This window comes from Mycobacterium lacus (genome assembly GCF_010731535.1).
Lineage (GTDB): Bacteria > Actinomycetota > Actinomycetes > Mycobacteriales > Mycobacteriaceae > Mycobacterium > Mycobacterium lacus.
Genome location: NZ_AP022581.1, coordinates 1,162,957 through 1,184,749 on the forward strand (window position 1 = coordinate 1,162,957; position 21,793 = coordinate 1,184,749).

Annotated in this window: 23 protein-coding genes and 5 pseudogenes; 24 read left to right on the forward strand and 4 right to left on the reverse strand. The window is 68.9% G+C overall.

The window, feature by feature from the left end; translation table 11 throughout:
- The first annotated feature begins 1 nt into the window (after position 1).
- Positions 2–805, forward strand: coding sequence for a universal stress protein (locus G6N24_RS05420; RefSeq protein ID WP_085158375.1), 804 nt, complete (start codon positions 2–4; stop codon positions 803–805).
- Positions 806–824: 19 nt separating this feature from the next.
- Here G6N24_RS05420 and G6N24_RS24190 read toward each other — a convergent pair.
- A pseudogene (locus tag G6N24_RS24190) lies at positions 825–1,118 on the reverse strand (SAM-dependent methyltransferase); the annotation flags it as partial.
- A 4-nt stretch (positions 1,119–1,122) separates the two neighbouring features.
- Here G6N24_RS24190 and G6N24_RS05425 point away from each other — a divergent pair.
- The 4 genes and pseudogenes from G6N24_RS05425 to G6N24_RS05440 all read left to right on the forward strand — a co-directional run.
- Positions 1,123–1,407: pseudogene (locus G6N24_RS05425) on the forward strand (transcriptional regulator); the annotation flags it as partial.
- A complete protein-coding gene (locus tag G6N24_RS05430) occupies positions 1,404–1,829 on the forward strand; it encodes a hypothetical protein (protein ID WP_085158373.1) in 426 nt (141 codons plus the stop codon). The pseudogene G6N24_RS05425 and the gene G6N24_RS05430, both read left to right, overlap by 4 nt.
- 33 nt (positions 1,830–1,862) lie before the next feature.
- Entirely contained in the window at positions 1,863–2,210 is a 348-nt protein-coding gene (locus G6N24_RS05435; RefSeq protein ID WP_085158371.1) for a cupin domain-containing protein, read from the forward strand.
- A 2-nt stretch (positions 2,211–2,212) separates the two neighbouring features.
- A pseudogene (locus tag G6N24_RS05440) lies at positions 2,213–2,320 on the forward strand (nitronate monooxygenase); the annotation flags it as partial.
- 52 nt (positions 2,321–2,372) lie between these two features.
- Here G6N24_RS05440 and G6N24_RS05445 read toward each other — a convergent pair.
- Positions 2,373–3,059 (reverse strand): helix-turn-helix transcriptional regulator, encoded by a 687-nt coding sequence (locus G6N24_RS05445; protein ID WP_085158367.1) that lies wholly within the window; start codon positions 3,057–3,059, stop codon positions 2,373–2,375.
- 95 nt (positions 3,060–3,154) lie between these two features.
- Between G6N24_RS05445 and G6N24_RS05450 the strand changes: the two genes are divergently transcribed.
- A complete protein-coding gene (locus G6N24_RS05450) occupies positions 3,155–3,598 on the forward strand; it encodes an Rv2617c family stress response/phage resistance protein (RefSeq protein WP_085158365.1) in 444 nt (147 codons plus the stop codon).
- 9 nt (positions 3,599–3,607) lie between these two features.
- Here G6N24_RS05450 and G6N24_RS05455 read toward each other — a convergent pair whose 3' ends face one another.
- Positions 3,608–4,111, reverse strand: a complete 504-nt coding sequence (locus G6N24_RS05455; RefSeq protein WP_085158363.1) for a DUF1990 family protein — start codon at positions 4,109–4,111, stop codon at positions 3,608–3,610.
- An 86-nt stretch (positions 4,112–4,197) separates the two neighbouring features.
- Between G6N24_RS05455 and G6N24_RS05460 the strand changes: the two are divergent.
- The 9 genes and pseudogenes from G6N24_RS05460 to G6N24_RS05500 all read left to right on the forward strand — a co-directional run.
- Positions 4,198–4,341: pseudogene (locus tag G6N24_RS05460) on the forward strand (transposase); the annotation flags it as partial.
- 142 nt (positions 4,342–4,483) lie between these two features.
- Positions 4,484–6,298, forward strand: coding sequence for a PE family protein (locus G6N24_RS05465; RefSeq protein WP_163745419.1), 1,815 nt, complete (start codon positions 4,484–4,486; stop codon positions 6,296–6,298).
- 320 nt (positions 6,299–6,618) lie between these two features.
- Positions 6,619–7,656 carry a glycosyltransferase gene (locus G6N24_RS05470; protein WP_163745420.1) on the forward strand — a complete coding sequence of 346 codons (1,038 nt, stop codon included), beginning with the start codon at positions 6,619–6,621 and terminating at the stop codon, positions 7,654–7,656.
- Positions 7,657–7,869: 213 nt separating this feature from the next.
- On the forward strand, positions 7,870–10,002 hold the full coding sequence (gene thrS / locus G6N24_RS05475) for a threonine--tRNA ligase (RefSeq protein WP_085156841.1): 2,133 nt from the start codon (positions 7,870–7,872) through the stop codon (positions 10,000–10,002).
- Positions 9,995–10,567, forward strand: a complete 573-nt coding sequence (locus tag G6N24_RS05480) for an HIT family protein (protein ID WP_085156838.1) — start codon at positions 9,995–9,997, stop codon at positions 10,565–10,567. The genes thrS and G6N24_RS05480 overlap by 8 nt, the downstream gene beginning before the upstream one ends.
- A gap of 7 nt (positions 10,568–10,574) precedes the next feature.
- The gene (gene pgsA, locus G6N24_RS05485) at positions 10,575–11,228 is read left to right on the forward strand and encodes a phosphatidylinositol phosphate synthase (protein ID WP_085156835.1); all 654 of its coding nucleotides are present in this window, start codon (positions 10,575–10,577) and stop codon (positions 11,226–11,228) included.
- On the forward strand, positions 11,225–12,175 hold the full coding sequence (locus G6N24_RS05490) for a phosphatidylinositol mannoside acyltransferase (protein WP_085156833.1): 951 nt from the start codon (positions 11,225–11,227) through the stop codon (positions 12,173–12,175). The genes pgsA and G6N24_RS05490 overlap by 4 nt, the downstream gene beginning before the upstream one ends.
- Positions 12,175–13,299 carry a glycosyltransferase family 4 protein gene (locus G6N24_RS05495; RefSeq protein ID WP_085156830.1) on the forward strand — a complete coding sequence of 375 codons (1,125 nt, stop codon included), beginning with the start codon at positions 12,175–12,177 and terminating at the stop codon, positions 13,297–13,299. The genes G6N24_RS05490 and G6N24_RS05495 overlap by 1 nt, the downstream gene beginning before the upstream one ends.
- Complete coding sequence (locus G6N24_RS05500) at positions 13,299–14,342, forward strand: NUDIX hydrolase (RefSeq protein WP_085156827.1); 1,044 nt, start codon at positions 13,299–13,301, stop codon at positions 14,340–14,342. Before G6N24_RS05495 ends, G6N24_RS05500 begins: the two co-directional genes overlap by 1 nt.
- Here G6N24_RS05500 and G6N24_RS05505 read toward each other — a convergent pair.
- Entirely contained in the window at positions 14,327–16,102 is a 1,776-nt protein-coding gene (locus G6N24_RS05505) for a PE-PPE domain-containing protein (protein WP_085156825.1), read from the reverse strand. The genes G6N24_RS05500 and G6N24_RS05505 overlap by 16 nt on opposite strands.
- Before the next feature lie 228 nt (positions 16,103–16,330).
- Here G6N24_RS05505 and pdxS point away from each other — a divergent pair, with 228 nt between their 5' ends.
- The 9 genes and pseudogenes from pdxS to G6N24_RS05550 all read left to right on the forward strand — a co-directional run bounded on the left by pdxS (position 16,331) and on the right by G6N24_RS05550 (position 21,760).
- A complete protein-coding gene (gene pdxS, locus G6N24_RS05510; protein ID WP_232070772.1) occupies positions 16,331–17,179 on the forward strand; it encodes a pyridoxal 5'-phosphate synthase lyase subunit PdxS in 849 nt (282 codons plus the stop codon).
- 9 nt (positions 17,180–17,188) lie between these two features.
- The gene (gene tesB / locus G6N24_RS05515) at positions 17,189–18,025 is read left to right on the forward strand and encodes an acyl-CoA thioesterase II (RefSeq protein WP_085156819.1); all 837 of its coding nucleotides are present in this window, start codon (positions 17,189–17,191) and stop codon (positions 18,023–18,025) included.
- Positions 18,022–18,618 (forward strand): pyridoxal 5'-phosphate synthase glutaminase subunit PdxT, encoded by a 597-nt coding sequence (pdxT, locus tag G6N24_RS05520; protein ID WP_085156816.1) that lies wholly within the window; start codon positions 18,022–18,024, stop codon positions 18,616–18,618. The genes tesB and pdxT overlap by 4 nt, the downstream gene beginning before the upstream one ends.
- 131 nt (positions 18,619–18,749) lie before the next feature.
- Positions 18,750–19,505: a YebC/PmpR family DNA-binding transcriptional regulator gene (locus G6N24_RS05525; protein WP_085156813.1), complete on the forward strand. Its 756-nt coding sequence runs from the start codon at positions 18,750–18,752 to the stop codon at positions 19,503–19,505.
- A gap of 61 nt (positions 19,506–19,566) precedes the next feature.
- Entirely contained in the window at positions 19,567–19,812 is a 246-nt protein-coding gene (locus G6N24_RS05530) for a hypothetical protein (protein ID WP_085156810.1), read from the forward strand.
- A complete protein-coding gene (locus tag G6N24_RS05535; protein WP_232070693.1) occupies positions 19,775–20,203 on the forward strand; it encodes a type II toxin-antitoxin system VapC family toxin in 429 nt (142 codons plus the stop codon). The genes G6N24_RS05530 and G6N24_RS05535 overlap by 38 nt, the downstream gene beginning before the upstream one ends.
- A 265-nt stretch (positions 20,204–20,468) precedes the next feature.
- Positions 20,469–20,840 (forward strand): annotated as a pseudogene (locus tag G6N24_RS05540) (PE family protein); the annotation flags it as partial.
- Positions 20,841–21,068: 228 nt separating this feature from the next.
- Entirely contained in the window at positions 21,069–21,362 is a 294-nt protein-coding gene (locus G6N24_RS05545) for a type II toxin-antitoxin system Phd/YefM family antitoxin (RefSeq protein WP_085156802.1), read from the forward strand.
- Entirely contained in the window at positions 21,359–21,760 is a 402-nt protein-coding gene (locus G6N24_RS05550; protein ID WP_085156799.1) for a PIN domain-containing protein, read from the forward strand. Before G6N24_RS05545 ends, G6N24_RS05550 begins: the two co-directional genes overlap by 4 nt.
- The last annotated feature ends 33 nt before the right edge of the window (positions 21,761–21,793 follow it).

A 21,793-nucleotide genomic window follows, 5' to 3' on the forward strand; every position in this document is an offset into this window, starting at 1 on the left:
GATGAAACCGGTCATCGTTGGTATCGATGGCTCACAGGCGGCGATCACGGCCGCGCTCTGGGCAATCGACGAGGCCATCAGCCGAGCCGTGCCGCTGCGCCTCGAATCGGTCATCAAGCCGACGCATCCGTCCCCCGATGACTATGACCGTGACCTCGGGCATGCCGAAACATCGCTTCGGGAAGCACAATTCGCTGTCGAGCTCAGCGGAAGGCCCGTCAAGGTCGAAACCGAGATTCCCCGTGGGCCGGCCGGCCCCGTGCTCGTGGAGGCCTCCCGCGACGCCGAGCTGATCTGCGTCGGCTCCGTGGGCATCGGCCGCTACGCCCGGTCCATCTTGGGTTCGGCGGCAACCGAACTCGCGGAAAAGGCGCACTGCCCGGTGGCGGTGGTCCGGACGAGAACGGACCGGCCGCCGGAGACGCCCGTGCCCGACGTCAACTGGATCGTGGTCCGGATGACCGACGCACCGTCCAATGAGGCCGTGCTCGAATACGCTGCCCGGGAAGCGAAGCTGCGTCAGGCGCCCATGCTGGTGCTCGGGGGGCGGCCGGAGGAACTTACCGAATCCCCGGACGGTGAGTTCGAACGCCGGGTCCACGATTGGCACTTGCGCCATCCCGACGTGCGGGTCTATCCGATCAACACCAAGGCCGACATCGCTCGCTTCCTGACGGACAACGACGCTCGGGTACAGCTCGCGGTGATCAGTGGTGCCGAGGCCGGCCTGCTCGCGCGGGTCGTTGGGCCCTACGGGCATCCACTTTTCCGCCATCCCGAGTGCTCGGTGCTCGTCGTCCGATGACGATGTCGTGCGCGCACGCTTTGTGCGCATCGATGGCCACGGCGGCCAACCGCTCGCGGTGCTTACGAAACATGCTGCGCATCAAAAGGATTCGTTTACGGGCGGCTCGACGTGAGAGCAGGCTCTTGGCGAATCTCCGCGCGCCGCACAGCCTGTCGTCGGCGATCACTCGTCGCGGTTGCAACAGCGCCATGGGCGCGGTCACCACATGGTCGACGACCAATCCGGGGGCCACCAGCGGTTGTGACCATTCGGCGACCGTGAGGGGACGCGCGTTGACCGTGGTCGCACGGGCCAGCGACTGCCTGATGTCGCTTGCCGACGCCGACGAGGCGATCGATCGCCTGGTCGAGGCTCTCGACGGGCTCGGCTTAGCGCCCGGGCGCCGGGCGTCCGGGGGCGAACAACAGATCGGCCTGCGCCCTTGCCCATTCCTGGAACTCGCCGAAACCCAAGCGGGCGCGGTGTATGCGGTCCACCTTGGACTCATGCAAGGAGCCCTGGAGACCTGGACGGCGCCGGTCACCGTCGACCGGCTGGCGGCCTTCGTCGAACCGGACCTATGCCTGGCCCACATCGTCGGAGAACGGGCCGCGAAGTGAGCACCGGATCGGCGATCGTCGCCGCCGCCACCTTCGTGTGGCTCGGTATGGTGCTGGCCATTTCGTTCCTGGAAGCACCGCTCAAATTCCGGGCCCCGAACGTGACGGTGCAGCTCGGTCTCGGCATCGGGCGCCTGGTCTTCCGCGCGCTCAACACCGTCGAGGTCGCCCTCGCCATGGTGATCCTGGCGATACTGGTGGCCGGTCCGACGCCGGCGCGGGTGGGCGTGGCGTTTGCCGTCGTGTTCGCCGCGTTGGCCGTGCAACTGATCGCGGTGCGCCCACGGTTGACCCGCCGTTCCGATGAGGTGCTCGCCGGGCTGGTTGCGCCGCGCTCCCGCGCCCACTACGCCTATGTCGGATTGGAGGGAGTCAAGGTCGTCGCGCTGGTGGTGGCGGGGATACTCGTACTGAACGGCTAATTGCGGATACAAACTGCTGATAAGGACTCACCGATGGAATCCATCTCGTTGACCAGCCTGGCTTCCGAAAAGTTGGCCGAGGCCCATGGGTCGCACAGCGGCCGGGCCGCGCACACCATCCACGGCGGTCACACGCACGAGCTTCGGCAGACCGTGCTGGCCCTGCTCGCCGGCCACGATCTGTCCGAACACGGCAGCCCGGGTGAGGCGACCCTGCAGGTGCTGCAGGGCCACGTGCGCCTGACCACCGGCTCCGACGCATGGGACGGCAAGACCGGTGACTACGTCGCGATTCCGCCCGAACGGCACGCCGTGCACGCGGTCGAGGATTCGGTGGTCATGCTGACCGTCCTGAAATCCCAGCCCGGCGCCGCGCACTAGGGATGCTATCGACCCGTTGGTCGCGGAGCTTCGGCCTGCGGGCACCGGTCGTCAACGCCCCGATGGGCGGGGTCGCCGGTGGCCGGCTGGCCGCCGCGGTGACCGCCGCCCGCAAGGAGCTGGCCGCGCCGATCGTCGCCGACGACCGTCGCATCGCGGGGCCTACTCGGCGCGGCGGTTGAGCACCACGCAGCATCGGGCCGGCCCGGGCCGTAGCCGGGCTTCCGGGCCATGCGGCCCCAGCGCGTCGGCAACCCCGGTGATCAGCGCGTGGTTCATGGTGCAGGCCAACTCGGTCTGTTCCTGGGCCAAGGCGTGGAATGGGCAGTTGGCCAGCTCGACCTCGCCATCGGTACGACGGGGCTCGTAGCCGTACTCGCTGAGCACGGCCAGCGCCATGTCCAGTGCCGCCGCGGCATCCGCGGGCGGCCGCTTGCTGGCGCCGATGCTCTGGCCGTAGTCGTGGGCGATCCGGTTGAGCACCTCGACGACGGGCTCGCCGGTGGCGGCCGACCGCGCGATGGCCGCCGCCATCAGCCGCCCGGCAAGCTCGTACTCGCGCTGCGGAAGGCTGACGGCGATGTCGCGGCCGGCCCTGTGATACAGCTTGGACGGTCGCCCGGCGCCGGGGCCGGACCGCCCCGTCAGGCGCGCATACTCGCTATCCAGCAGGCCCTCGGCGGTGAGCCGGTCCAAGTGGAATTTCGCCTGGTGGTGGGGGATGCCGACGGCCTCGGCCGCCTGGTCGCGGCTCACCGGCGCCGGTTGTGAGCACACGAATTGGTAGAGCTGGTGACGCACCGGATGGGCGAGTGCCCCGATCCCGGCGGCGGCGTGCTCCAGGTCCATGTCAGCGCCCCTTTTCTAACAGATAAAACACTTGACGTTACAGACTGCGGATTCTAACGTTCAGATTATTGTCTGTTAGATTACGGGAGGAAGCCATGAGTACCCGACAATCCGCCGCCACGCCCGCCCTCGCGGAACAGTTGAAGGACCCCGCGTACTCCGCGTATGTGTTGCTTCGCACGGTATTCACGATCGCGCCGATCGCGTTCGGGTTGGACAAGTTCTTCAATCTGCTGACCCATCCGCATCACTGGAGCATGTACCTGGCCGGCTGGATCGACGAGCTGGTTCCGGGCACCGCGGACCAGTGCATGTACCTGGTGGGGGTGATCGAGGTCGTGGCCGGCGTGCTGGTGGCGGTCGCGCCCCGGTTCGGCGCCTGGGTCGTCGCGGCGTGGCTGGCCGGGATCATTCTCGACCTGGTCACCGGACCCGGCTCTTACGACGTCGCGCTGCGCGACTTCGGTTTGCTGGTGGGCGCGGTCGCGCTGGCGCGCCTGGCGCAGGGCGTGCACACCGGCAGCATCGGGCGCCGCTGACCCAACCCGTCACACCCCGCGCAGGTAGCGCTTGGCAACGATGCGCTGGGTTATCGACACCAGCGGGCCGCCGGCCTTGCTCCACCAGGTTGCCGGTCGGGAGAACGCCGCCACCTCCGCGTACACCGCGGAGGTGGCCGGGTCGTGGCGCACGGCGAACCGTTCCTCGCCGGACTCGGGATGGCCGGGCAGGGTGCCATAGGCGAATCCGCGCACATCGGGTTCGTCGATGACGTACACCACGCGGCACGGCGCATGCAGGAAACCCATCATCCTGACCACCACCACCGCGGAGACCACGGCGACGTCGGAGCTGGCCTGCACCCGCAAACCGGCGCCGCGCTGCATGCCCCAGTGCATGACGGCGTCGGCGGCCTGCTCGAAACGCTCTAGGCCCGTGCCGATTTGGGTCGCCTCACTGAGGTGGCCGTAGCCCGGGGGCAACAGGCCGGATGCGGTCGCGCCCACCTCCGGATACGTCAGCGGCAGATCGGCGAGCGCATTCAAGTCCACGAGGCCAGCTTGCCACGGGCGTGCGGTCGTTGAGGTGGCCGCACAAACCCTCGCACCGGCATCCGGATCGTTCAGTCTCGGCGGGGAAAGAGGTTAAGCGCCGCACCGGCGTCGTCGACGTCTGTCCCAACCCGGCCGCTCTGCAGCGCCCGGCCGGCTCGGTGCTCGTCGACGCCCACAATGAATGGCAGGTCGCGGGCACTACCGGCATAGTCGAAACCCGCAGAGCCGAACGCGAATACGCGCAAGCTCTTACACTTCGTAAAGAAGTGTGCTCGGCTGCACCTGGCACGATCGCGATAGGCTCTCATCGTTTCGAGCATCGACGACGACCGGGCGTCAGCCGCGTCCTGGATTGATGGGAGGACGACGATGTCCTTTGTGATTGCGGCACCGGAGATGTTGGCGGCGGCCGCCGCGGATCTGGCCGGCATCGGCTCGGCGGTGGGCGCCGCGAACGCGGCGGCGTTGGCCCCCACGACGAGTGTGCTGGCCGCGGCAGCCGACGAGGTGTCGACGGCGGTCGCGGCGCTGTTCAGCGGACACGCCCAGGCCTACCAGGCGCTGAGCGCCCAGGCGGGCGCGTTTCACGCCCAGTTCGTGGCAGTGCTGAACGCGGGCGCCGGTTCCTATCTGCAGGCCGAGGCCACCAACGCCGAGCAGAACCTGCTCAATGCCGTCAATGCCCCCGCCCAGGCGGTGCTGGGGCGCCCGTTGATCGGCGATGGCGCCGCCGGTGGCCCGGGGCAGGACGGCGGGGCCGGCGGGCTGCTGTTCGGCAACGGCGGCCGCGGCGGCGACGGCCTGCCCGGCCAGGTGGGCGGCAACGGCGGCAGCGCGGGGTTGATCGGCAACGGCGGGGCGGGCGGCGCCGGTGGTGCCGGCGCGGCCGGCGGCACCGGCGGCAACGGCGGTTGGCTGTATGGCAATGGTGGCGTCGGCGGTATGGGTGGGGCCGCGGTGGCGGGCATCAACGGCGGCAATCCCGGGCATGGGGGTAACGGCGGCACCGCCATCCTGTTCGGCGACGGCGGGGCGGGCGGCCCCGGCGGCACCGGCCTGGCCGGGGCAAACGGTGTCAACCCCACCATCAGCGGCACCGCCGCCACCGGCACCGCCGGCACCAGTGATCAGGTCGCCAATGCGAACGCGTTCGGCGCCAACGGCGGCGATGGCGCCTATGGCGGCCTGGGCGCCACTGGCGGCACCGGCGGCGCCGGCGGGGCCGCGTCGGTTGTAAGCGGTTCTGGAAAAGCTACCGGCGGCGCCGGCGGCGCCGGCGGCGCCGGCGGCAACGGCGGTAACGGCGGCGCCGGCGGATCGGCCACCACCGTCGACGGCGGTGCCGCCGGGGGCGCCGGCGGCAACGGCACCATTGCGCTGGCCTCCGGCGGTGCCGGTGGCGCGGGAGGTCCGGGCGGGTCCGCTGCGAGCAGCAATGGTGTCGCCGGCGGCGGCGGCGGCGGCACCGGCGGTGGCGGCGGGCCGGGGGCGTCGGGGGGCGGCGGCGGCACCGGCGGTGCGGGCGGTCACGGCGGTCACGCCGGCTTGCTGTTCGGCAACGGCGGCGCCGGCGGCGCCGGCGGCATCGGCGGTGCGGGTGGCGCAGGCGCCACCGGCGGCCCGGGCGGCAACGGCGGCTCGGGTGGCGCGGCTAGTAACTCCAATGGCAATGTGGACGGTGGGATGGGCGGCAACGGCGGCGCCGGCGGCGCCGGCGGCATCGGCGGGTCCGGCGGCAGCGGCGGCCCCGGCGGCAATGGTGGGGCCGGTGGGTTGCTGATCGGCAACGGCGGTGACGGCGGTACCGCCGGCGCCGGCGGCGCGGGCGGCATCGGCGGGGTCGGCGGTGTGGGTGCCGCCGGGGGCGATGGTGGTAAAGCCGCCGCCGATGCAGGGTTCGTAGGCCTCGGCGGAGACGGCGGCACGGGCGGCAATGGCGGTGCCGGCGGTACCGGCGGCAACGGCGGCGGCAGCGGCATCGGCGGCACGGGCGGTTCGGCGGGGCTGCTGATCGGCCAGGCGGGCACCAATGGAACCGCCGGCGCCGGCGGCGTCGGCGGCGCGGGCGGTGCCGGCGGCGGGTTCGGCGCCGGCGGCGCTGGCGGCACCGGGACCTCCTTCAACGGCATACCCGGCGCCAAGGGCCAACTCGGCGCCGACGGCATGTCCGGCCAACACGGCTAAATCGTCGTCGGGCGCTGGTCTGGTGGGTAGCTGACACGTAGTGCGTGCGGCCAGCCCCGAGGCGGCGCAACAGCATCCGAGCCAACGTCGATGTCGCCACAAATTGCTATAGACAATCGTTTTGTAAACATACTATTGTATCAAGCGATAGTTGTATTACTATAGATTATCGATCGGAACGACAATGTGGTGCACCCGCGCAACCCGGGGCTCTTGATACCCGGGGTCTCATCTCGATGGCGCGGGCCCGCATCGGCGGCGACGGCCGTCGCGGCACCCCGCAGCGACCCCCGCCGTACGGTCGGCACACGAGCGCGGCAATGACGCAGACCCTCCCGGGTGCCGGCCATCGACCTCAGTCCGCCGGATTGGCGTCACCGTCGGTCGCGATCGTCATCCCCGCCTACAACGAGGAACATTTCATTGGCGCCTGCCTGGAATCATGCATCCGGCAAACATCGATGCCGGACGAGATAATCGTCGTCAACAACAGGTCGACGGACAACACCGCGGCGATCGTGCGCCGATTCCACTTGCACAACCCGCATGTCGACCTACGACTGCTCGATCAAGATGAGTATCAAGGCATCGCTCCGACGCGGAACCGTGGATTCGACGCGGTGCGCAGCGACATCATCGGCCGGATCGACGCCGATTCGGTCATCCCCACCGACTGGGTCGAGACGATTCGCCGCCGCTTCCAGGACCGCGCCGTCGATGCATTGACGGGCCCGGTCCGGTATTACGACATGCCGTGGCAAGAACCCGTTTTCCGGCTTGACCGCGCCGTGCGCGCGAGGCTGCACCGCCGGGCCACTGATCAACGGTTCCTGCTCGGGGCCAACATGGCGATCCGCACCCGGGCGTGGCAGGCGGTCCGTCACCTCACGCGGCTGGATTTAGACGATCGACTGCACGAAGACATCGACCTCGCGGTCACGCTGTTCAAGAACAATTTCGAGATCGCCTACGAGCCCACGCTGGTTGCCGGCGTATCCGGACGACGGGTGGAATGCCGGGCGGGCGACTTCTACCGATACGCGACCCGCTATCTCAGGACGACCAAAGCGCACAACGTCAGCAGCCATCCGGCGCTGCTGACGATACTCATCCTGCTGGTCGGATACCTTCCGGTCCGCACCTTGCGGTTCTTCTATGACGTCGAGAACAAGCGGTTCACACTGGTGAAGCTGCGCGACCGGCTGCACTCGATGGGCGTTACGACGCGCCGCGGGCGCAAGCCTGGACCAGCGGCGGCCCGCATTGACGGACCGCCGGCGAGCTCCCGTCCCCGCCGGCCCGCGGTGGCCGATCACCAGCCGGAGCAACCAGACGTGCCACATCGGCGTGCGGCCTGACGCCATGTGCGGTAGCTAAGCGCCGGGCGGGCCGGATTGCCCGCCTCCTCCTCGGTCCGCCGCGCGGACCGCATCGTCGCCGGGCGGGCCGGTTTGCCCCCCGGCCGGCCGGAAACCCAACCCCCACCCGGTTGATCGGCTTACGGTCGTCGGCGTCCGCCCCGATAGCATGGTCGCGTCCCTCCGACACACCTAGCCTTGGAGACCAACCCGATGAGCGCCCCCGCACACCGCACCCGAGTAGCCGACGGCGGCGACCCGCGGCACCCGGCCCCGCGCGAGCGGGTGGCACCCCCAGCGTCGGGTTTGCGGCCGCCGCAAGCCCCGATCCGGGTTCCTGCGGGGACCACCGCGGCGGCCGCGGTCGGCGAGGCGGGGTTGCCGGGGCGCGGTGCACCCGACGCGATCGTGGTGGTGCGCGACGCCGACGGCAAGCTGCGCGACTTGAGCTGGGTGCCCGACGTCGACACGGAGGTCACCCCGGTGGCCGCCAACACCGAGGACGGTCGCAGCGTGATCCGCCATTCGACCGCCCACGTTTTGGCCCAGGCCGTCCAAGACCTGTTCCCGGAGGCCAAGCTGGGGATCGGGCCACCGATCACCGACGGTTTCTACTACGACTTCGACGTGGCAGAACCGTTCACGCCCGAGGACCTGGCGGCGCTGGAAAAGCGGATGCGCCAGATCGTCAAGGACGGACAGTTGTTCGACCGGCGGGTCTACGAGTGCACGGAGCGGGCCCGCGAGGAGCTGGCCGACGAGCCCTACAAACTCGAGCTGGTCGACGACAAGTCCGGTGACGCCGAGATCATGGAGGTCGGGGGCGACGAGCTCACCGCCTACGACAACCTCAATCCCCGGACCCGCGAGCGGGTTTGGAGCGACCTGTGCCGCGGACCGCACATCCCGACCACCAGGCATATCCCGGCGTTCAAGCTCACCCGCAGCTCGGCCGCCTACTGGCGGGGCGACCAGAACAACGCCAGCCTGCAGCGGATCTACGGCACCGCCTGGGAGACGCAGGAGGCGCTCGAGCGACACCTGGAGGTGATCGCCGAAGCCCAGCGCCGCGACCACCGCAAGCTCGGCGTGGAGCTGGACCTGTTCAGCTTTCCCGACGAAATCGGTTCCGGCCTGGCGGTTTTCCACCCCAAGGGCGGCATCGTGCGTCGGGAACTCGAGGACTACTCGCGGCGCAAGCACGCGCTCGCCGGCTACCAGTTCGTCAACAGCCCGCACATCACCAAGGCCCAGCTGTTCCACACCTCGGGACACCTGGATTGGTATGCCGACGGCATGTTCCCGCCGATGCACATCGACGCGGAGTACAACGCGGACGGCTCGCTGCGCAAACCCGGCCAGGACTACTACCTCAAGCCGATGAACTGCCCAATGCACTGCCTGATTTTTCGGGCGCGCGGCCGGTCCTATCGCGAATTGCCGTTGCGGCTCTTCGAGTTCGGCACGGTCTACCGCTACGAGAAGTCCGGCGTGGTGCATGGGCTGACCCGGGTGCGCGGGCTGACCATGGACGACGCGCACATTTTCTGCGGCCGCGACCAGATGCGCGACGAGCTGCGGTCGCTGCTGCGGTTCGTGCTCGACCTGCTCGGCGACTACGGGCTGGCCGACTTCTATCTCGAACTGTCCACCAAAGACCCGGAGAAGTTCGTCGGCTCCGAGGAGGCCTGGGAGGACGCCACCAACGTGCTGGCCGAGGTGGGCGCCGAATCGGGCCTGGAGCTGGTGCCGGATCCTGGTGGCGCGGCGTTCTACGGGCCGAAGATCTCGGTGCAGGTCAAGGACGCGCTGGGCCGCACCTGGCAGATGTCGACCATCCAGCTGGACTTCAACTTCCCGGAGCGTTTCGAGCTGGAGTACACCGCCGCCGACGGGACCCGCCAGCGCCCGGTGATGATCCACCGCGCCCTGTTCGGGTCGATCGAGCGGTTTTTCGGCATCCTTACCGAGCACTACGCGGGGGCGTTCCCGGCGTGGCTGGCGCCCGTCCAGGTGGTCGGCATCCCGGTCGCCGACGAGCATGTGGCCTACCTGGAAGAGGTTGCCGCGCGACTGAAGTCGCACGGGGTGCGGGTAGAGGTGGACGGCAGCGACGATCGGATGGCCAAGAAGATCGTGCACCACACCAACCAGAAGGTGCCTTTCATGTTGCTGGCCGGCGACCGCGACGCGCAGGCCGGCGCGGTGAGTTTCCGGTTCGGTGACCGTACCCAGCTCAACGGGGTGGCCCGTGACGACGCGATCGCGGCCATCGTCAAGTGGATCGCCGACCGCGAAAATGCCGCTCCGACAGCCGAGTTGGTGAAAGTGGCCGGCCGTGGCTGACGAGCAACACGCCGATCGCGCTGACGACACCATCCTCGACCGCGGCGTCGGCCAGGACGACCAGCTGCAGCGGTTGTGGACGCCGTACCGGATGAACTACCTCGCCGAGGCGCCGCTGAAGCGCGACACCGCCGGCGCCGAGCAGCCGTTCACCGACATTCCGCAGTTGTCGGATGAAGAGGGCCTGGTGGTGGCGCGCGGCGAACTCGTCTACGCCGTGCTCAACCTCTACCCGTATAACCCCGGGCACCTGATGGTGGTGCCCTACCGGCGGGTGTCCGAACTGGAAGATCTCACCGGCCCGGAGAGCGCCGAGCTGATGGCGTTCACCCAGAAGGCAATTCGCGTCATCAAGAGCGTGTCGCGGCCGCACGGCTTCAACGTCGGACTGAACCTGGGGACGTCGGCGGGCGGGTCGCTGGCCGAGCACCTGCACGTCCATGTCGTGCCGCGGTGGGGCGGCGACGCGAACTTCATCACCATCATCGGCGGTTCCAAGGTGATCCCGCAGTTGCTGCGCGACACTCGCCGGCTGCTGGCCACCGAGTGGGCTCGCCAGCCATGAGGCAACCATGAGCAAACTGCCGTTCCTGTCCCGGGCGGCGTTCGCGCGGGTCACCAGTCCGGTGGCCAGGGCGTTGCTGCGGGTGGGTCTCACGCCGGACGCGGTCACCATCCTGGGCACTACCGCCTCGGTGGCGGGGGCGCTGACGCTTTTCCCGATGGGCGAGCTGTTCGCCGGTGCGTGCGTGGTCTGGTTCTTCGTGCTGTTCGACATGCTCGACGGGGCGATGGCCCGGGAGCGCGGCGGCGGCACCCGCTTCGGCGCCGTGCTGGACGCTGCCTGCGACCGCATCAGCGACGGCGCGGTGTTCTGCGGGCTGCTGTGGTGGATCGCATTTCACATGCACGACAGGCTGCTGGCAGTGGCCACCCTGATCTGCCTGGTCACCTCGCAGGTGATTTCCTACATCAAGGCCCGGGCCGAAGCCAGCGGGCTGCGCGGCGGCGGCGGGTTCATCGAACGGCCGGAGCGGTTGATCATCGTGTTGACCGGCGCCGGCGTGTCGGACTTTCCGTTCGTTGCCTGGCCGCCCGCGCTGCCCGTGGGGATGTGGCTGCTGGCGGTGGCCAGCGTGATCACCTGCGCGCAGCGGTTGCACACGGTGCGCGCCTCGCCCGGCGCCACCGATCGCGTCGCTGCTCAGGGAAAGAGCGAGCCGTGATCTCCACTTTGGCGGGCTGGAAAGTGACCGAGGCCCCGCGCCGCCTGTTCACCGGTACGGCGACCGACTGGGCGTACGCGGCCGGCTGGATGGCGGTGCGGGCGATGCCAGAATTCGCCGCGCGCAACGCGTTCGACGCCGGGGCGCGCTACGCGGCCCGCCACGGCGGGCCTGAGCAGCTGCGCAAGAACCTGGCCCGCGTCATCGGTGTGCGGCCCGCCGATGTGCCGGACGCGCTGATGCGGGCCTCGCTGGCGTCCTATGCCCGCTACTGGCGGGAGGTCTTTCGGCTCCCGACGATGAACCACCGGGCGGTGGCAAATCAGGTCGATGCCGGTGGCATCGACCTGCATTTGGTGGCCGAGGCGTTGGATGCCGGGCGGGGCGCGGTGCTGGCGTTGCCGCACAGCGGCAACTGGGATGTCGCCGGGGTGTGGCTGGTGCAGCGCCACGGCACCTTCACCACGGTCGCCGAGCGGCTCAAACCCGAATCGCTGTACCGGCGTTTCATCGCCTACCGCGAGAGCCTCGGTTTCGAGGTGCTGGCGGCGTCCGGCGGCTCGCGACCACCCTTCGAGGTGCTGTGCGAGCGGCTGCGGGCCAACCGGGTGGTGTGCCTGATGGCCGAGCGCGACCTCACCCGCACCGGCGTTGAGGTCGAGTTCTTCGGCGAACCCACCCGGATGCCCGCGGGGCCGGCGAAGCTCGCGATCGAGACCGGGGCGGCGCTGCTCCCGGTGCACTGCTGGAATAGCGGCAAGGGCTGGGGGTTTTCGGTGCATCCGGCTCTCGGCTGCGGCAGCGGCGACGTCGGCGCCATCACCCAGGCGCTGGCCGACCGGTTCGCGCACAACATCGCCGCCCACCCGGCCGACTGGCACATGCTGCAGCCGCAGTGGCTGGCCGACCTTCCCGACGAACGGCGGGCGAGGCTGGAAGAGGCCTGATGCGGATCGGGATGGTCTGTCCGTACTCGCTCGACGTGCCGGGCGGGGTGCAGTCGCACGTGTTGCAGCTGGCCGAGGTGATGCGGGCCCGCGGGCATGACGTCAGCGTGCTGGCGCCGGCCGCGCCGGACCTCCCGCTGCCCTCCTACGTCGTCTCGGCGGGCAGGGCGTTCCCGATTCCCTACAACGGTTCGGTGTCGCGGCTGCAGTTCAGTCCGGCGGTACACGGCAGGGTCCGACGCTGGCTCGCGGAGGGCGACTTTGACGTGCTGCACCTGCACGAACCGAATGCGCCCAGCCTGTCGATGTGGGCCCTGCGGGTGGCCGAGGGGCCGATCGTGGCGACGTTTCACACCTCGACCACCAAATCGCTGACCCTGTCGGTCTTCCAGGGTGTACTGCGGCCCTGGCACGAGAAGATCGTCGGCCGGATCGCGGTGTCGGACCTGGCCCGGCGCTGGCAGATGGAGGCGCTGGGTTCGGACGCGGTCGAGATTCCCAACGGGGTCGACGTCGATGCGCTGGCGTCGGCGCCGCGGCTGGCGGGGTATCCGCGGCCGGGCAGGACGGTGCTGTTCCTGGGCCGTTACGACGAGCCGCGCAAGGGGATGGCGGTCCTGCTCGACGCGCTGCCCGCGGTGGTGGAGCGTTTTCCCGACGTGCAGCTGCTGATCGTCGGCCGCGGCGACGAGGACCAATTGCGGGCCCAGGCAAGCGGATTGGTCGAGCACCTCCGCTTTCTCGGCCAGGTCGACGACGACGCGAAGGCGTCGGCGATGCGCAGCGCCGACGTCTACTGCGCGCCCAACACCGGCGGCGAAAGCTTCGGCATCGTCCTGGTCGAGGCGATGGCCGCCGGCACCCCCGTGGTGGCCAGCGACCTGGATGCGTTCCGGCGGGTGCTGCGCGACGGTGACGTCGGCCGCCTGGTGCCGGTTGACGACAGCGCCGCGTTGGCCGATGCGCTGATCGCGGTGCTGCACGACGCCGCCCTGCGGCGGCGTTACGTGGCGGCCGGCGCCGAGGCGGTGCGCCGCTACGACTGGTCGGTGGTGGCCAACCAGATCATGCGGGTCTACGAGACGGTCGCCGGGACGGGCGCCAAGGTTCAGGTGGCCAGCTAGTGACGTGGTTGCTGGTGGTCGTTGCGGCGCTGGTTGTGCTGCTGGTCACCCTGGTCGGCGCCTGGGGATATCAGACGGCCAACCGGTTGAACCGGTTGAACGTCCGCTATGACCTGTCGTGGCAGGCGCTGGACGCCGCGCTGGCGCGGCGCGCGGTGGTGGCGCGCGCCGTCGCGATCGACGCCTACGGCGGTGCGTCGAAGGCCAGCGCCGAGGGCAGGCGGTTGGTGGCGCTGGCCGACGCCGCCGAGCGCGCGCCCCGGCACGCGCGCGAGGCGTGCGAAAACGAGCTCTCCGCCGCGCTGGCGACCGTCGATCCGGCGTCGCTGCCGGCGGCCCTGATCGCCGAGTTGGCCGACGCCGAGGCCCGCGTGCTGCTGGCCCGCCGATTCCACAACGACGCGGTTCGCGACACCCTGGCGCTGGCCGAGCGACGCCTGGTGCGCGCGCTGCGCCTCGGCGGAACCGCGGCGCTGCCAACATATTTCGAGATCGTCGAGAAACCGCACGCATTGTCGCACGAAGGCGTGCGCAACCACCGCACCTCGGCGCGGGTGGTGCTGCTCGACGAGAGCGGCGCCGTGCTGTTGCTGTGCGGTTCGGACCCGGCCGTCGGCGGCGACGCGCCGAAATGGTGGTTCACCGTCGGCGGCGAGGTGTGCCACGGCGAGCGGTTGGCCGAGGCCGCGGCACGCGAGCTGGCCGAGGAAACCGGTCTGCGGGTCGGGCCGGACGAGATGGTCGGACCCATCTGGCGGCGCGACGAGGTCTTTGAGTTCAACGGCTCGATGATCGACAGCGAGGAGTTCTACCTGGTTCACCGCACGCGCCGGTTCGAGCCGTCCGTCGCCGGGCGGACCGAGCTGGAACGCCGCTACATCCACGGGGCGCGCTGGTGCGACGCGGACGACATCGCGCGGCTGGTCGCGGCCGGGCAGGTGGTGTACCCGTTGCAACTCGGCGAGCTGTTGTCGCAGGCCAACCGGCTGGCGGACGACTCGGCGACCGCCCACGACGTCGGTATCCCTCAGTCGATCCGCTGACACGCAAGGACCGGCGGTGGCGGTAACCCCAGCTCGGCCAGTGCGTTGTTGACCCCTTGCACGGCGCCCAGCTGCAGATCGGCCACGACCGCAGCCGGATCGACGTTCGGGAACAGGCCGAACGGCGTGGGCACATCCTGATAGCCGGTGCGGTCGTAGCCCAGCTCGATGAGCACCCGCAGATCCGGCTGGATCAGCTCGGCCAGTGGGTTTCCCACAAAGGGGATGGCGCGCAGCGGCAGCAGCAGCGGCAAGTCGTCGCTGGGGATGAGTATGTAGGTGGTCAGGCTGTCGGCAGACGCCGGCTGGACGACACCGGACGCGATCTGGGCGGGCGTCAGGGTGTCGTACGCGGGGTGCACAAAGAAGAAGCCCGCGATGGCGTTGGCGGTTGCCAGGAGATTCAGGGGGTAGCGGGGGAAGTCGGCGACGCCGTCGTATTGGACGGCGTAATCGACGGTGGGGTAGGCGTCGGCGGGAGTCGCGCCGTACCACGTGAAACCCAACGGCGGGATGGAGAAACCGGGCAGACGCGCCAGCAGGCCGCCGTCGGGCCGGTCGGGATTGCCGAACAGCACGAAGGACAGCTCGTCCGGGCCCGGGCGCAGGCCGGCCGGCAGGGTCTGCAGGTAGCGCATTTCGAGGGTGGCTATCGCGGCGCTCTGGGAGGCGCCCAGGACGATGGTGTGGTTTCCCGCCGCGTATTGCGCCATGATCGCGGTGTTCAGCCGCTCGACGCCCTGGGCCACGGACGCGTCGAGGGTCAGGCTGTCCAGCCCGGTGAATGGAAAAAACTTCGAGGGCACTACCAGGAACTTCGCGACGTACGAGGGGTGATGGGGAGTGATGAACTGCTCAATCAACTCCACGTCGCCGGGCTTAGGTAGCGGGCTGAGTCCCGTGCCGCCCATGATCAACGCGACTTCCGCCGGGACGCCGGCGCCGACCTGGTTCGCGTCGATGAGCAGGACGCCGACGTTGCCGCTACCGGGGTTCCCGTAGCCGAAGATTCGGTTGCCGGTGTTGCCGATGCCGACGTTCCAGTTGCCAATGTTCCCGATGCCGACGTTTCCGTTGCCGACGTTTCCGATCCCGACGTTGCCGTCGCCGTAGTTGCCGGCGCCGATGTTTCCGTTGCCGGTGTTGCCGTTGCCGATGTTGTTGACGCCGGTGTTTCCCGTGCCCACGTTGAAGGTGGCGGTGGTCAGATCCACGCTGACTGGCAGGTTCGCCAGGAGCTGCTGCAAACCCTCCTGAAAAGGCGCCAGCGGTGTGACCGCCGCCGACGCGCCGGCATGGTAGCCGCACATCGCGGCCACGTCCTGGGCCCACATCTGCTCGTATTCGGCCTCTGCGGCCGCGATCGCCGGGGAGTTCTGGCCCAGCAGGTTGGATGCCACCAGCGACACCAGCCGAGTTCGGTTGGCCGCGATCATCGCCGGGTTCACGATGGCCGCGCGGGCCGCCTCAAATGTGCTCGCCGCCAGCCGGGCCTGGACGGCCGTCAGCTCGGCGTGACCCGCCGCCGTGCTTAGCCATCTCAGGTACGGGCCGGCCGCGCGCATCATGGCCAGCGATGCCGAACCCTGCCAGGCCCCACTCGTCAGCCCCGAGGCCACCGCCGCAAACGAGCCCGCCGCGGCCTCCAACTCTTCGGCCAGCCCGTCCCAGGCGGCCGCCGCGGCCAGGATCGGGCCCGGGCCCGCACCGGCGAACATGCGCGCCGAATTCAATTCCGGTGGCAACACGGTGAAACTCATCGCTACGTCCAAGCGCTCCGGTAGCAAGAGACCCTATGACACGTCGGGCACAATCTTCGGGTTTCCGTGAAACTTTCGCCGACGAGGCGACAGCGTCGGAGCCGGAAAACTCGGCCGTCGGTCACCACTAGACTGGTGGGGGCAGCCAAACAGCGAGGGAGAGCAGTGGACACCGAGTCGACCGGGTCGGCCTCCGGCCAGACCGGCACCGCCCGCGTCAAGCGCGGCATGGCCGAGATGCTCAAGGGCGGCGTCATCATGGACGTCGTCACCCCGGAGCAGGCCCGCATCGCGGAGGGCGCCGGCGCCGTGGCGGTGATGGCCCTGGAACGGGTGCCCGCCGACATCCGGGCCCATGGCGGGGTGTCGCGGATGAGCGATCCCGACATGATCGAGGGCATCATCAACGCGGTCACCATCCCGGTGATGGCCAAGGTGCGGATCGGGCATTTCGTCGAGGCGCAGATCCTGCAGAGCCTCGGCGTGGACTACATCGACGAGTCCGAGGTGTTGACCCCCGCCGACTACCACCACCACATCGACAAGTGGAAGTTCACCGTGCCGTTCGTGTGCGGGGCAACCAATCTGGGCGAAGCGCTGCGGCGCATCAGCGAGGGTGCGGCCATGATCCGGTCCAAGGGCGAGGCGGGCACCGGTGACGTCTCCAACGCGACCACGCACATGCGGGCCATCAGCGGCGAGATCCGCCGGCTGACATCGCTGTCCGAGGACGAATTGTTCGTGGCGGCAAAGGAATTGCAGGCGCCCTACGAGCTGGTCGCCGAGGTCGCCCGGGCCGGCAAGCTGCCGGTCACGCTGTTCACCGCCGGCGGCATCGCCACACCCGCCGACGCGGCGATGATGATGCAGCTCGGCGCCGAGGGCGTCTTCGTGGGCTCGGGCATCTTCAAGTCCGGCGCCCCTTCGCACCGTGCCGCCGCGATCGTCAAGGCCACCACGTTCTACGACGACCCGGATGTGCTGGCCAAGGTGTCGCGCGGGCTGGGCGAGCCGATGGTGGGCATCAACGTGGAGGAGATCGCGGCGCCGCATCGCCTGGCCCAGCGCGGCTGGTAAGAATCTTTCGTGGCGATCGAGGAGATTCTTGATCTCGAACAACTCGAGGTGAACATCTACCGCGGTAGCGTGTTTAGCCCGGAGTCGGGTTTCCTGCAGCGCACCTTCGGCGGTCATGTGGCCGGCCAGTCGCTGGTGTCGGCGGTGCGCACCGTCGACCCGCGCTACCTCGTCCACTCGCTGCACGGTTACTTCCTGCGGCCCGGAGATGCCAGGGAGCGCACGGTTTTTCTGGTCGAGCGCACCCGCGACGGCGGATCCTTCACCACCAGGCGGGTCAACGCCATCCAGCACGGGGAGATCATCTTCAGCATGGGGGCGTCGTTCCAGACCCAGCAGGAGGGCATCAACCACCAGGACCCCATGCCGGCCGCGCCGCCACCCGATGGCCTGCCGGGGCTGAACTCGATCAAGGTGTTCGATGACGCCGGGTTCCGGCAGTTCGAGGAGTGGGACGTCTGCATCGTGCCGCGGGAGCGCCTGCGGCTCCTGCCCGGCAAGGCCGCACAGCAGCAGGTGTGGTTTCGCCACCGGGAGCGGTTGCCCGACGATCCGGTGCTGCACATCTGTGCGCTGGCCTACATGAGCGACCTGACACTGCTGGGATCCGCGCAGGTCAATCACCTCGACGTGCGGGAACATCTGCAGGTGGCGTCGCTGGACCACGCGATGTGGTTCATGCGGGCGTTCCGGGCCGACGAGTGGTTGCTCTACGACCAGTCCTCGCCCTCGGCCTGCGGCGGCCGCGCGCTCACCCAAGGCAAGATCTTTACCCAGTCCGGCGAGATGGTAGCGGCGGTCATGCAGGAGGGGCTGACGCGCTACAAGCGCGGGTACCGGCCATGAGCCCGCCAAGGGTCGGCGTCTTGGCGCTGCAAGGCGACACCCGGGAGCACCTGGCAGCGCTGCGCGAATCCGGAGCCGATCCAATGACCGTCCGGCGCCGCGACGAGCTCGACTCGGTGGACGCGTTGGTCATCCCGGGTGGGGAGTCCACCACCATGAGCCACCTGCTACTGGAGTTCGACCTGCTAGAGCCGCTGCGGGCACGGCTGGCCGACGGGCTTCCGGCCTACGGCGCGTGTGCCGGGATGATCCTGCTGGCTAGCGAGATCCTCGACGCCGGGGCCAACGGGCGCGCGGCGCTGCCGTTGCGCGCGATCGATATGACGGTGCGGCGCAACGCTTTTGGACGCCAGGTAGACTCGTTTGAAGGCGATATCGCGTTCGCGGGTCTCGACGGCCCGGTGCGGGCGGTGTTCATCCGGGCGCCATGGGTCGAGCGCGCCGGTGACGGCGTGCAGGTGCTAGCGCGGGCCGCGGGCCACATCGTCGCGGTGCGGCAGGGCGTCGTGCTGGCGACGGCGTTTCACCCGGAGATGACCGGGGACCGGCGCATCCACCGGTTGTTCGTCGACATCGTCAACGGTCGGCACTGAAGCCCCGTGCGCGCGAGCGTGCGCAATCGCACACCAATTGCGGCGTGTCGCCGTACAGACACGCACCGTCGCGACCCACGTAGACTCGTCTGGCGAACTTGTCGAGCAACAAGAAGAGGTATGACACCCCGATGAGTGGGCATTCCAAGTGGGCCACCACCAAGCACAAGAAGGCCGTCATCGACGCGCGCCGCGGCAAGATGTTCGCCCGGCTGATCAAGAACATCGAGGTCGCGGCCCGTGTCGGTGGCGGTGACCCGGCGGGCAACCCGACGCTCTACGACGCGATCCAGAAGGCCAAGAAGAGTTCGGTACCCAACGACAACATCGAGAAGGCCCGCAAGCGTGGTGCCGGCGAGGAGGCCGGCGGCGCCGACTGGCAGACCATCACCTACGAGGGTTACGCGCCCAACGGTGTGGCGGTGCTGATCGAGTGCCTGACCGACAACCGCAACCGGGCCGCCAGCGAGGTCCGGGTGGCGATGACGCGCAACGGCGGCGCCATGGCCGATCCGGGGTCGGTGGCCTACCTGTTCTCCCGCAAGGGCGTGGTCACCCTGGAAAAGAACGGCCTGACCGAGGACGACGTGTTGACGGCGGTGCTCGACGCCGGCGCCGAGGACGTCAATGACCTCGGCGACAGCTTCGAAATCGTCTCCGAGCCCGGGGACCTGGTCGCCGTGCGCACCGCGTTGCAAGACGCCGGCATCGACTACGAGTCGGCCGAGGCCAGCTTCCAGCCCTCGGTCAGCGTGCCCGTCGACCTCGACGGCGCCCGCAAGGTGTTCAGGCTCGTCGACGCGCTGGAAGACAGCGACGACGTGCAGAACGTGTGGACCAACGTCGACGTGTCCGACGAGGTGCTGGCGGCGCTCGACGAGGAGTGACGAGCCGGCCCAAAACGCGATGCGTTGGGCTGCATGCGAAATTGCATGATAACATGCAAAAGTGCCTAAGACGGTCCAGATTCGTGACATCGACGACGAGGTGTATGCGGGCTTAGTGCGCCGTGCCGCCGAGGAGGGGATCACGGTCCCGGAGTTGCTGCGCCGTGAAGCGGCCCGGTTGGCTGCGCGGCCGTCGGTCGCGCAGTGGCTAGCCCGGATTGGGCGCCGACCCTCGACGGTGTCCACCGCCGAGGTGCTGGCGACCTTGGATGAGTGGCGCGGTGAGTGGCCGGATGCTGGTCGTTGACGCGTCGTGTCTGTTCGAGGTCGTAGCTGACACGCCGCGGGCAGCTGAGATCGCGGCGCGTCTGGCCGCCGACGCCGATCAGGCGGCCCCACATGTCATCGATGTCGAGGTGATGGGGGTGATTCGCGCCCAGTACCTGCGGGGGCGGTTGGACGGGACGGCCGCCGGGCAGGCCGTCGCCGATCTGCGGGACTGGCCGGGCGAGCGTTTCGGGCACCGGTGGCTGCTGGAGCGGGCATGGCAGCTGCGGGATTCAGTCCGTGGATGGGATGCGTTCTACGTCGCGCTTGCCGAGGCGTTTGATGCGACGCTATTGACCCTCGACGCACGGCTCGCCCGCACGCACGGGCCGACTTGCCGGATCGAGGTTGTCGGCGCACAGGGCCGATGAAATCGGCGGCGGGTCGAAGTTCGGATGCCGTCGAAATCTTCTACCGGGGAACTACGTCCGGTGGGCGTCCGCGTGTGCTCGTGGTGTGGGCCCGCCTTCTGGCTATGTGCAATGTGCATCGTGGTGTTGGCGATCGTTGGGCGTTTTGCCCGTATGCATGTGGTGGTGTGGGTGCGACGATCGCGCATGGTTGTGCGCTGCCGGTGATGCGTTGGTGCGGGAGGATCCCCGGGTCGCTATGGCATTTGCTGGCTGGAGGTGTCCGATGTCGTTTGTGATTGCTACACCGGAGAATTTGGCGGCGGCGGTGTCGGATTTGGCGGGCATTGGCCGGTCGGTGGGTGCGGCTAATAGCGCCGCGGCGGCGTGGACGACGTCGGTGTTGCCGGCGGCCGGTGATGAGGTGTCGGCGGCGATTGCGGGGCTGTTCGGCACGTTCGCGGCGGAGTATCAAGCGGTCAGTGCGCAGGCGGCGGGGTTTCATGCACAGTTTGTGCGGGCCTTGACCTCGGCTGGGGGGGCGTATGCGGCCGCGGAGGCGGCGAATGTGTCGCCGTTGGGGGCGGTGGAGCGGGCGGTGTTGGATGCGGTCAATGGGCCGGTGCGGTTGTTGACGGGTCGTCCGTTGATCGGCGATCAGTGGCGCGTATCAACGCCCGCGGGGCCTTGAAGCGACAGAGCCGCTCGGCGCGAACCTTCACCACCGACCAGCCCACGGCGATCGCCGCATGATCGTCTATCGAGACAGCCGGTCAGCACGAGGAATCCCGGCATTCCAGTGCGGGGAGGACGTCAATTTGACAGCTCCGGCAACCCTGGCTTGGCGTTTAACACGCGCGTAGCGCTTTTGTGCTACGTTAGTGCTATGGCGACGCCGGTGAGTCAACGGGAACTGAGAAACGACAGCGGCGCGATCATGCGCCGGGTGCAACAGGGTGAGCGCTTTACCGTTACCCGAAACGGTGTCCCGGTGGCAGACCTCATCCCGCACAAGGACTCCGGACCCGATCGACCGCCGCGCTTCGTTCCGGTGGCGCAGATCGCCGCAGGCATCAGCGAACTTCCGCGCTGGGATGCGGAACGGTTCGTTCATGAGCTCGAAGACCTCGCCAGTGCCATCGACGACAGCGACACCGACAAGTGGCGCGCCGCCACATGACCCTGCACGAGCGGGCGCTACTCGACACGTCCGTTGTGATCGACTACCCGGCCAATGCCGTTGCCGCGCATGCGTCCGCGGCCGCGGTCAGCACCATCACGCTTGCCGAGCTATCCTACGGCTTGCACACCGCCGATCCGCTGCTCAACGCCGCTCGCGAGCAGCGCTATCACTGGATCATCAATACCTTTGATCCGATTCCCTTCGATACCGGCGCCGCAAGGATCTACGGAGCATTGTGCGCCACGGTTCGAGCCGTTGGCCGAGACCCGAAGCCGCGCCGATTCGATCTCCTCATTGCGGCGGTAGCCGTCGCGCTCGGAATGCCGCTCATTACCCGCAACGAAGCCGATTTCGCAGGAATACACCACGGTTTGGCCATCATCGCTGTCCGGTGAGGCGGTCGACACCGGACCGTTGGAGCAGGCCGC

Coding starts and splice junctions, on each gene's coding strand:
- G6N24_RS05420 (WP_085158375.1), top strand. CDS start 2: ATGAAACCGGTCATCGTTGGTATCGATGGCTCACAGGCGGCGATCACG.
- G6N24_RS05435 (WP_085158371.1), top strand. CDS start 1,863: ATGGAATCCATCTCGTTGACCAGCCTGGCTTCCGAAAAGTTGGCCGAG.
- G6N24_RS05445 (WP_085158367.1), bottom strand. CDS start 3,059: ATGGACCTGGAGCACGCCGCCGCCGGGATCGGGGCACTCGCCCATCCG.
- G6N24_RS05450 (WP_085158365.1), top strand. CDS start 3,155: ATGAGTACCCGACAATCCGCCGCCACGCCCGCCCTCGCGGAACAGTTG.
- G6N24_RS05465 (WP_163745419.1), top strand. CDS start 4,484: ATGTCCTTTGTGATTGCGGCACCGGAGATGTTGGCGGCGGCCGCCGCG.
- G6N24_RS05470 (WP_163745420.1), top strand. CDS start 6,619: ATGACGCAGACCCTCCCGGGTGCCGGCCATCGACCTCAGTCCGCCGGA.
- thrS (WP_085156841.1), top strand. CDS start 7,870: ATGAGCGCCCCCGCACACCGCACCCGAGTAGCCGACGGCGGCGACCCG.
- pgsA (WP_085156835.1), top strand. CDS start 10,575: ATGAGCAAACTGCCGTTCCTGTCCCGGGCGGCGTTCGCGCGGGTCACC.
- G6N24_RS05495 (WP_085156830.1), top strand. CDS start 12,175: ATGCGGATCGGGATGGTCTGTCCGTACTCGCTCGACGTGCCGGGCGGG.
- G6N24_RS05505 (WP_085156825.1), bottom strand. CDS start 16,102: ATGAGTTTCACCGTGTTGCCACCGGAATTGAATTCGGCGCGCATGTTC.
- pdxS (WP_232070772.1), top strand. CDS start 16,331: ATGGCCGAGATGCTCAAGGGCGGCGTCATCATGGACGTCGTCACCCCG.
- pdxT (WP_085156816.1), top strand. CDS start 18,022: ATGAGCCCGCCAAGGGTCGGCGTCTTGGCGCTGCAAGGCGACACCCGG.
- G6N24_RS05525 (WP_085156813.1), top strand. CDS start 18,750: ATGAGTGGGCATTCCAAGTGGGCCACCACCAAGCACAAGAAGGCCGTC.
- G6N24_RS05535 (WP_232070693.1), top strand. CDS start 19,775: ATGAGTGGCGCGGTGAGTGGCCGGATGCTGGTCGTTGACGCGTCGTGT.
- G6N24_RS05545 (WP_085156802.1), top strand. CDS start 21,069: ATGGCGACGCCGGTGAGTCAACGGGAACTGAGAAACGACAGCGGCGCG.
- G6N24_RS05550 (WP_085156799.1), top strand. CDS start 21,359: ATGACCCTGCACGAGCGGGCGCTACTCGACACGTCCGTTGTGATCGAC.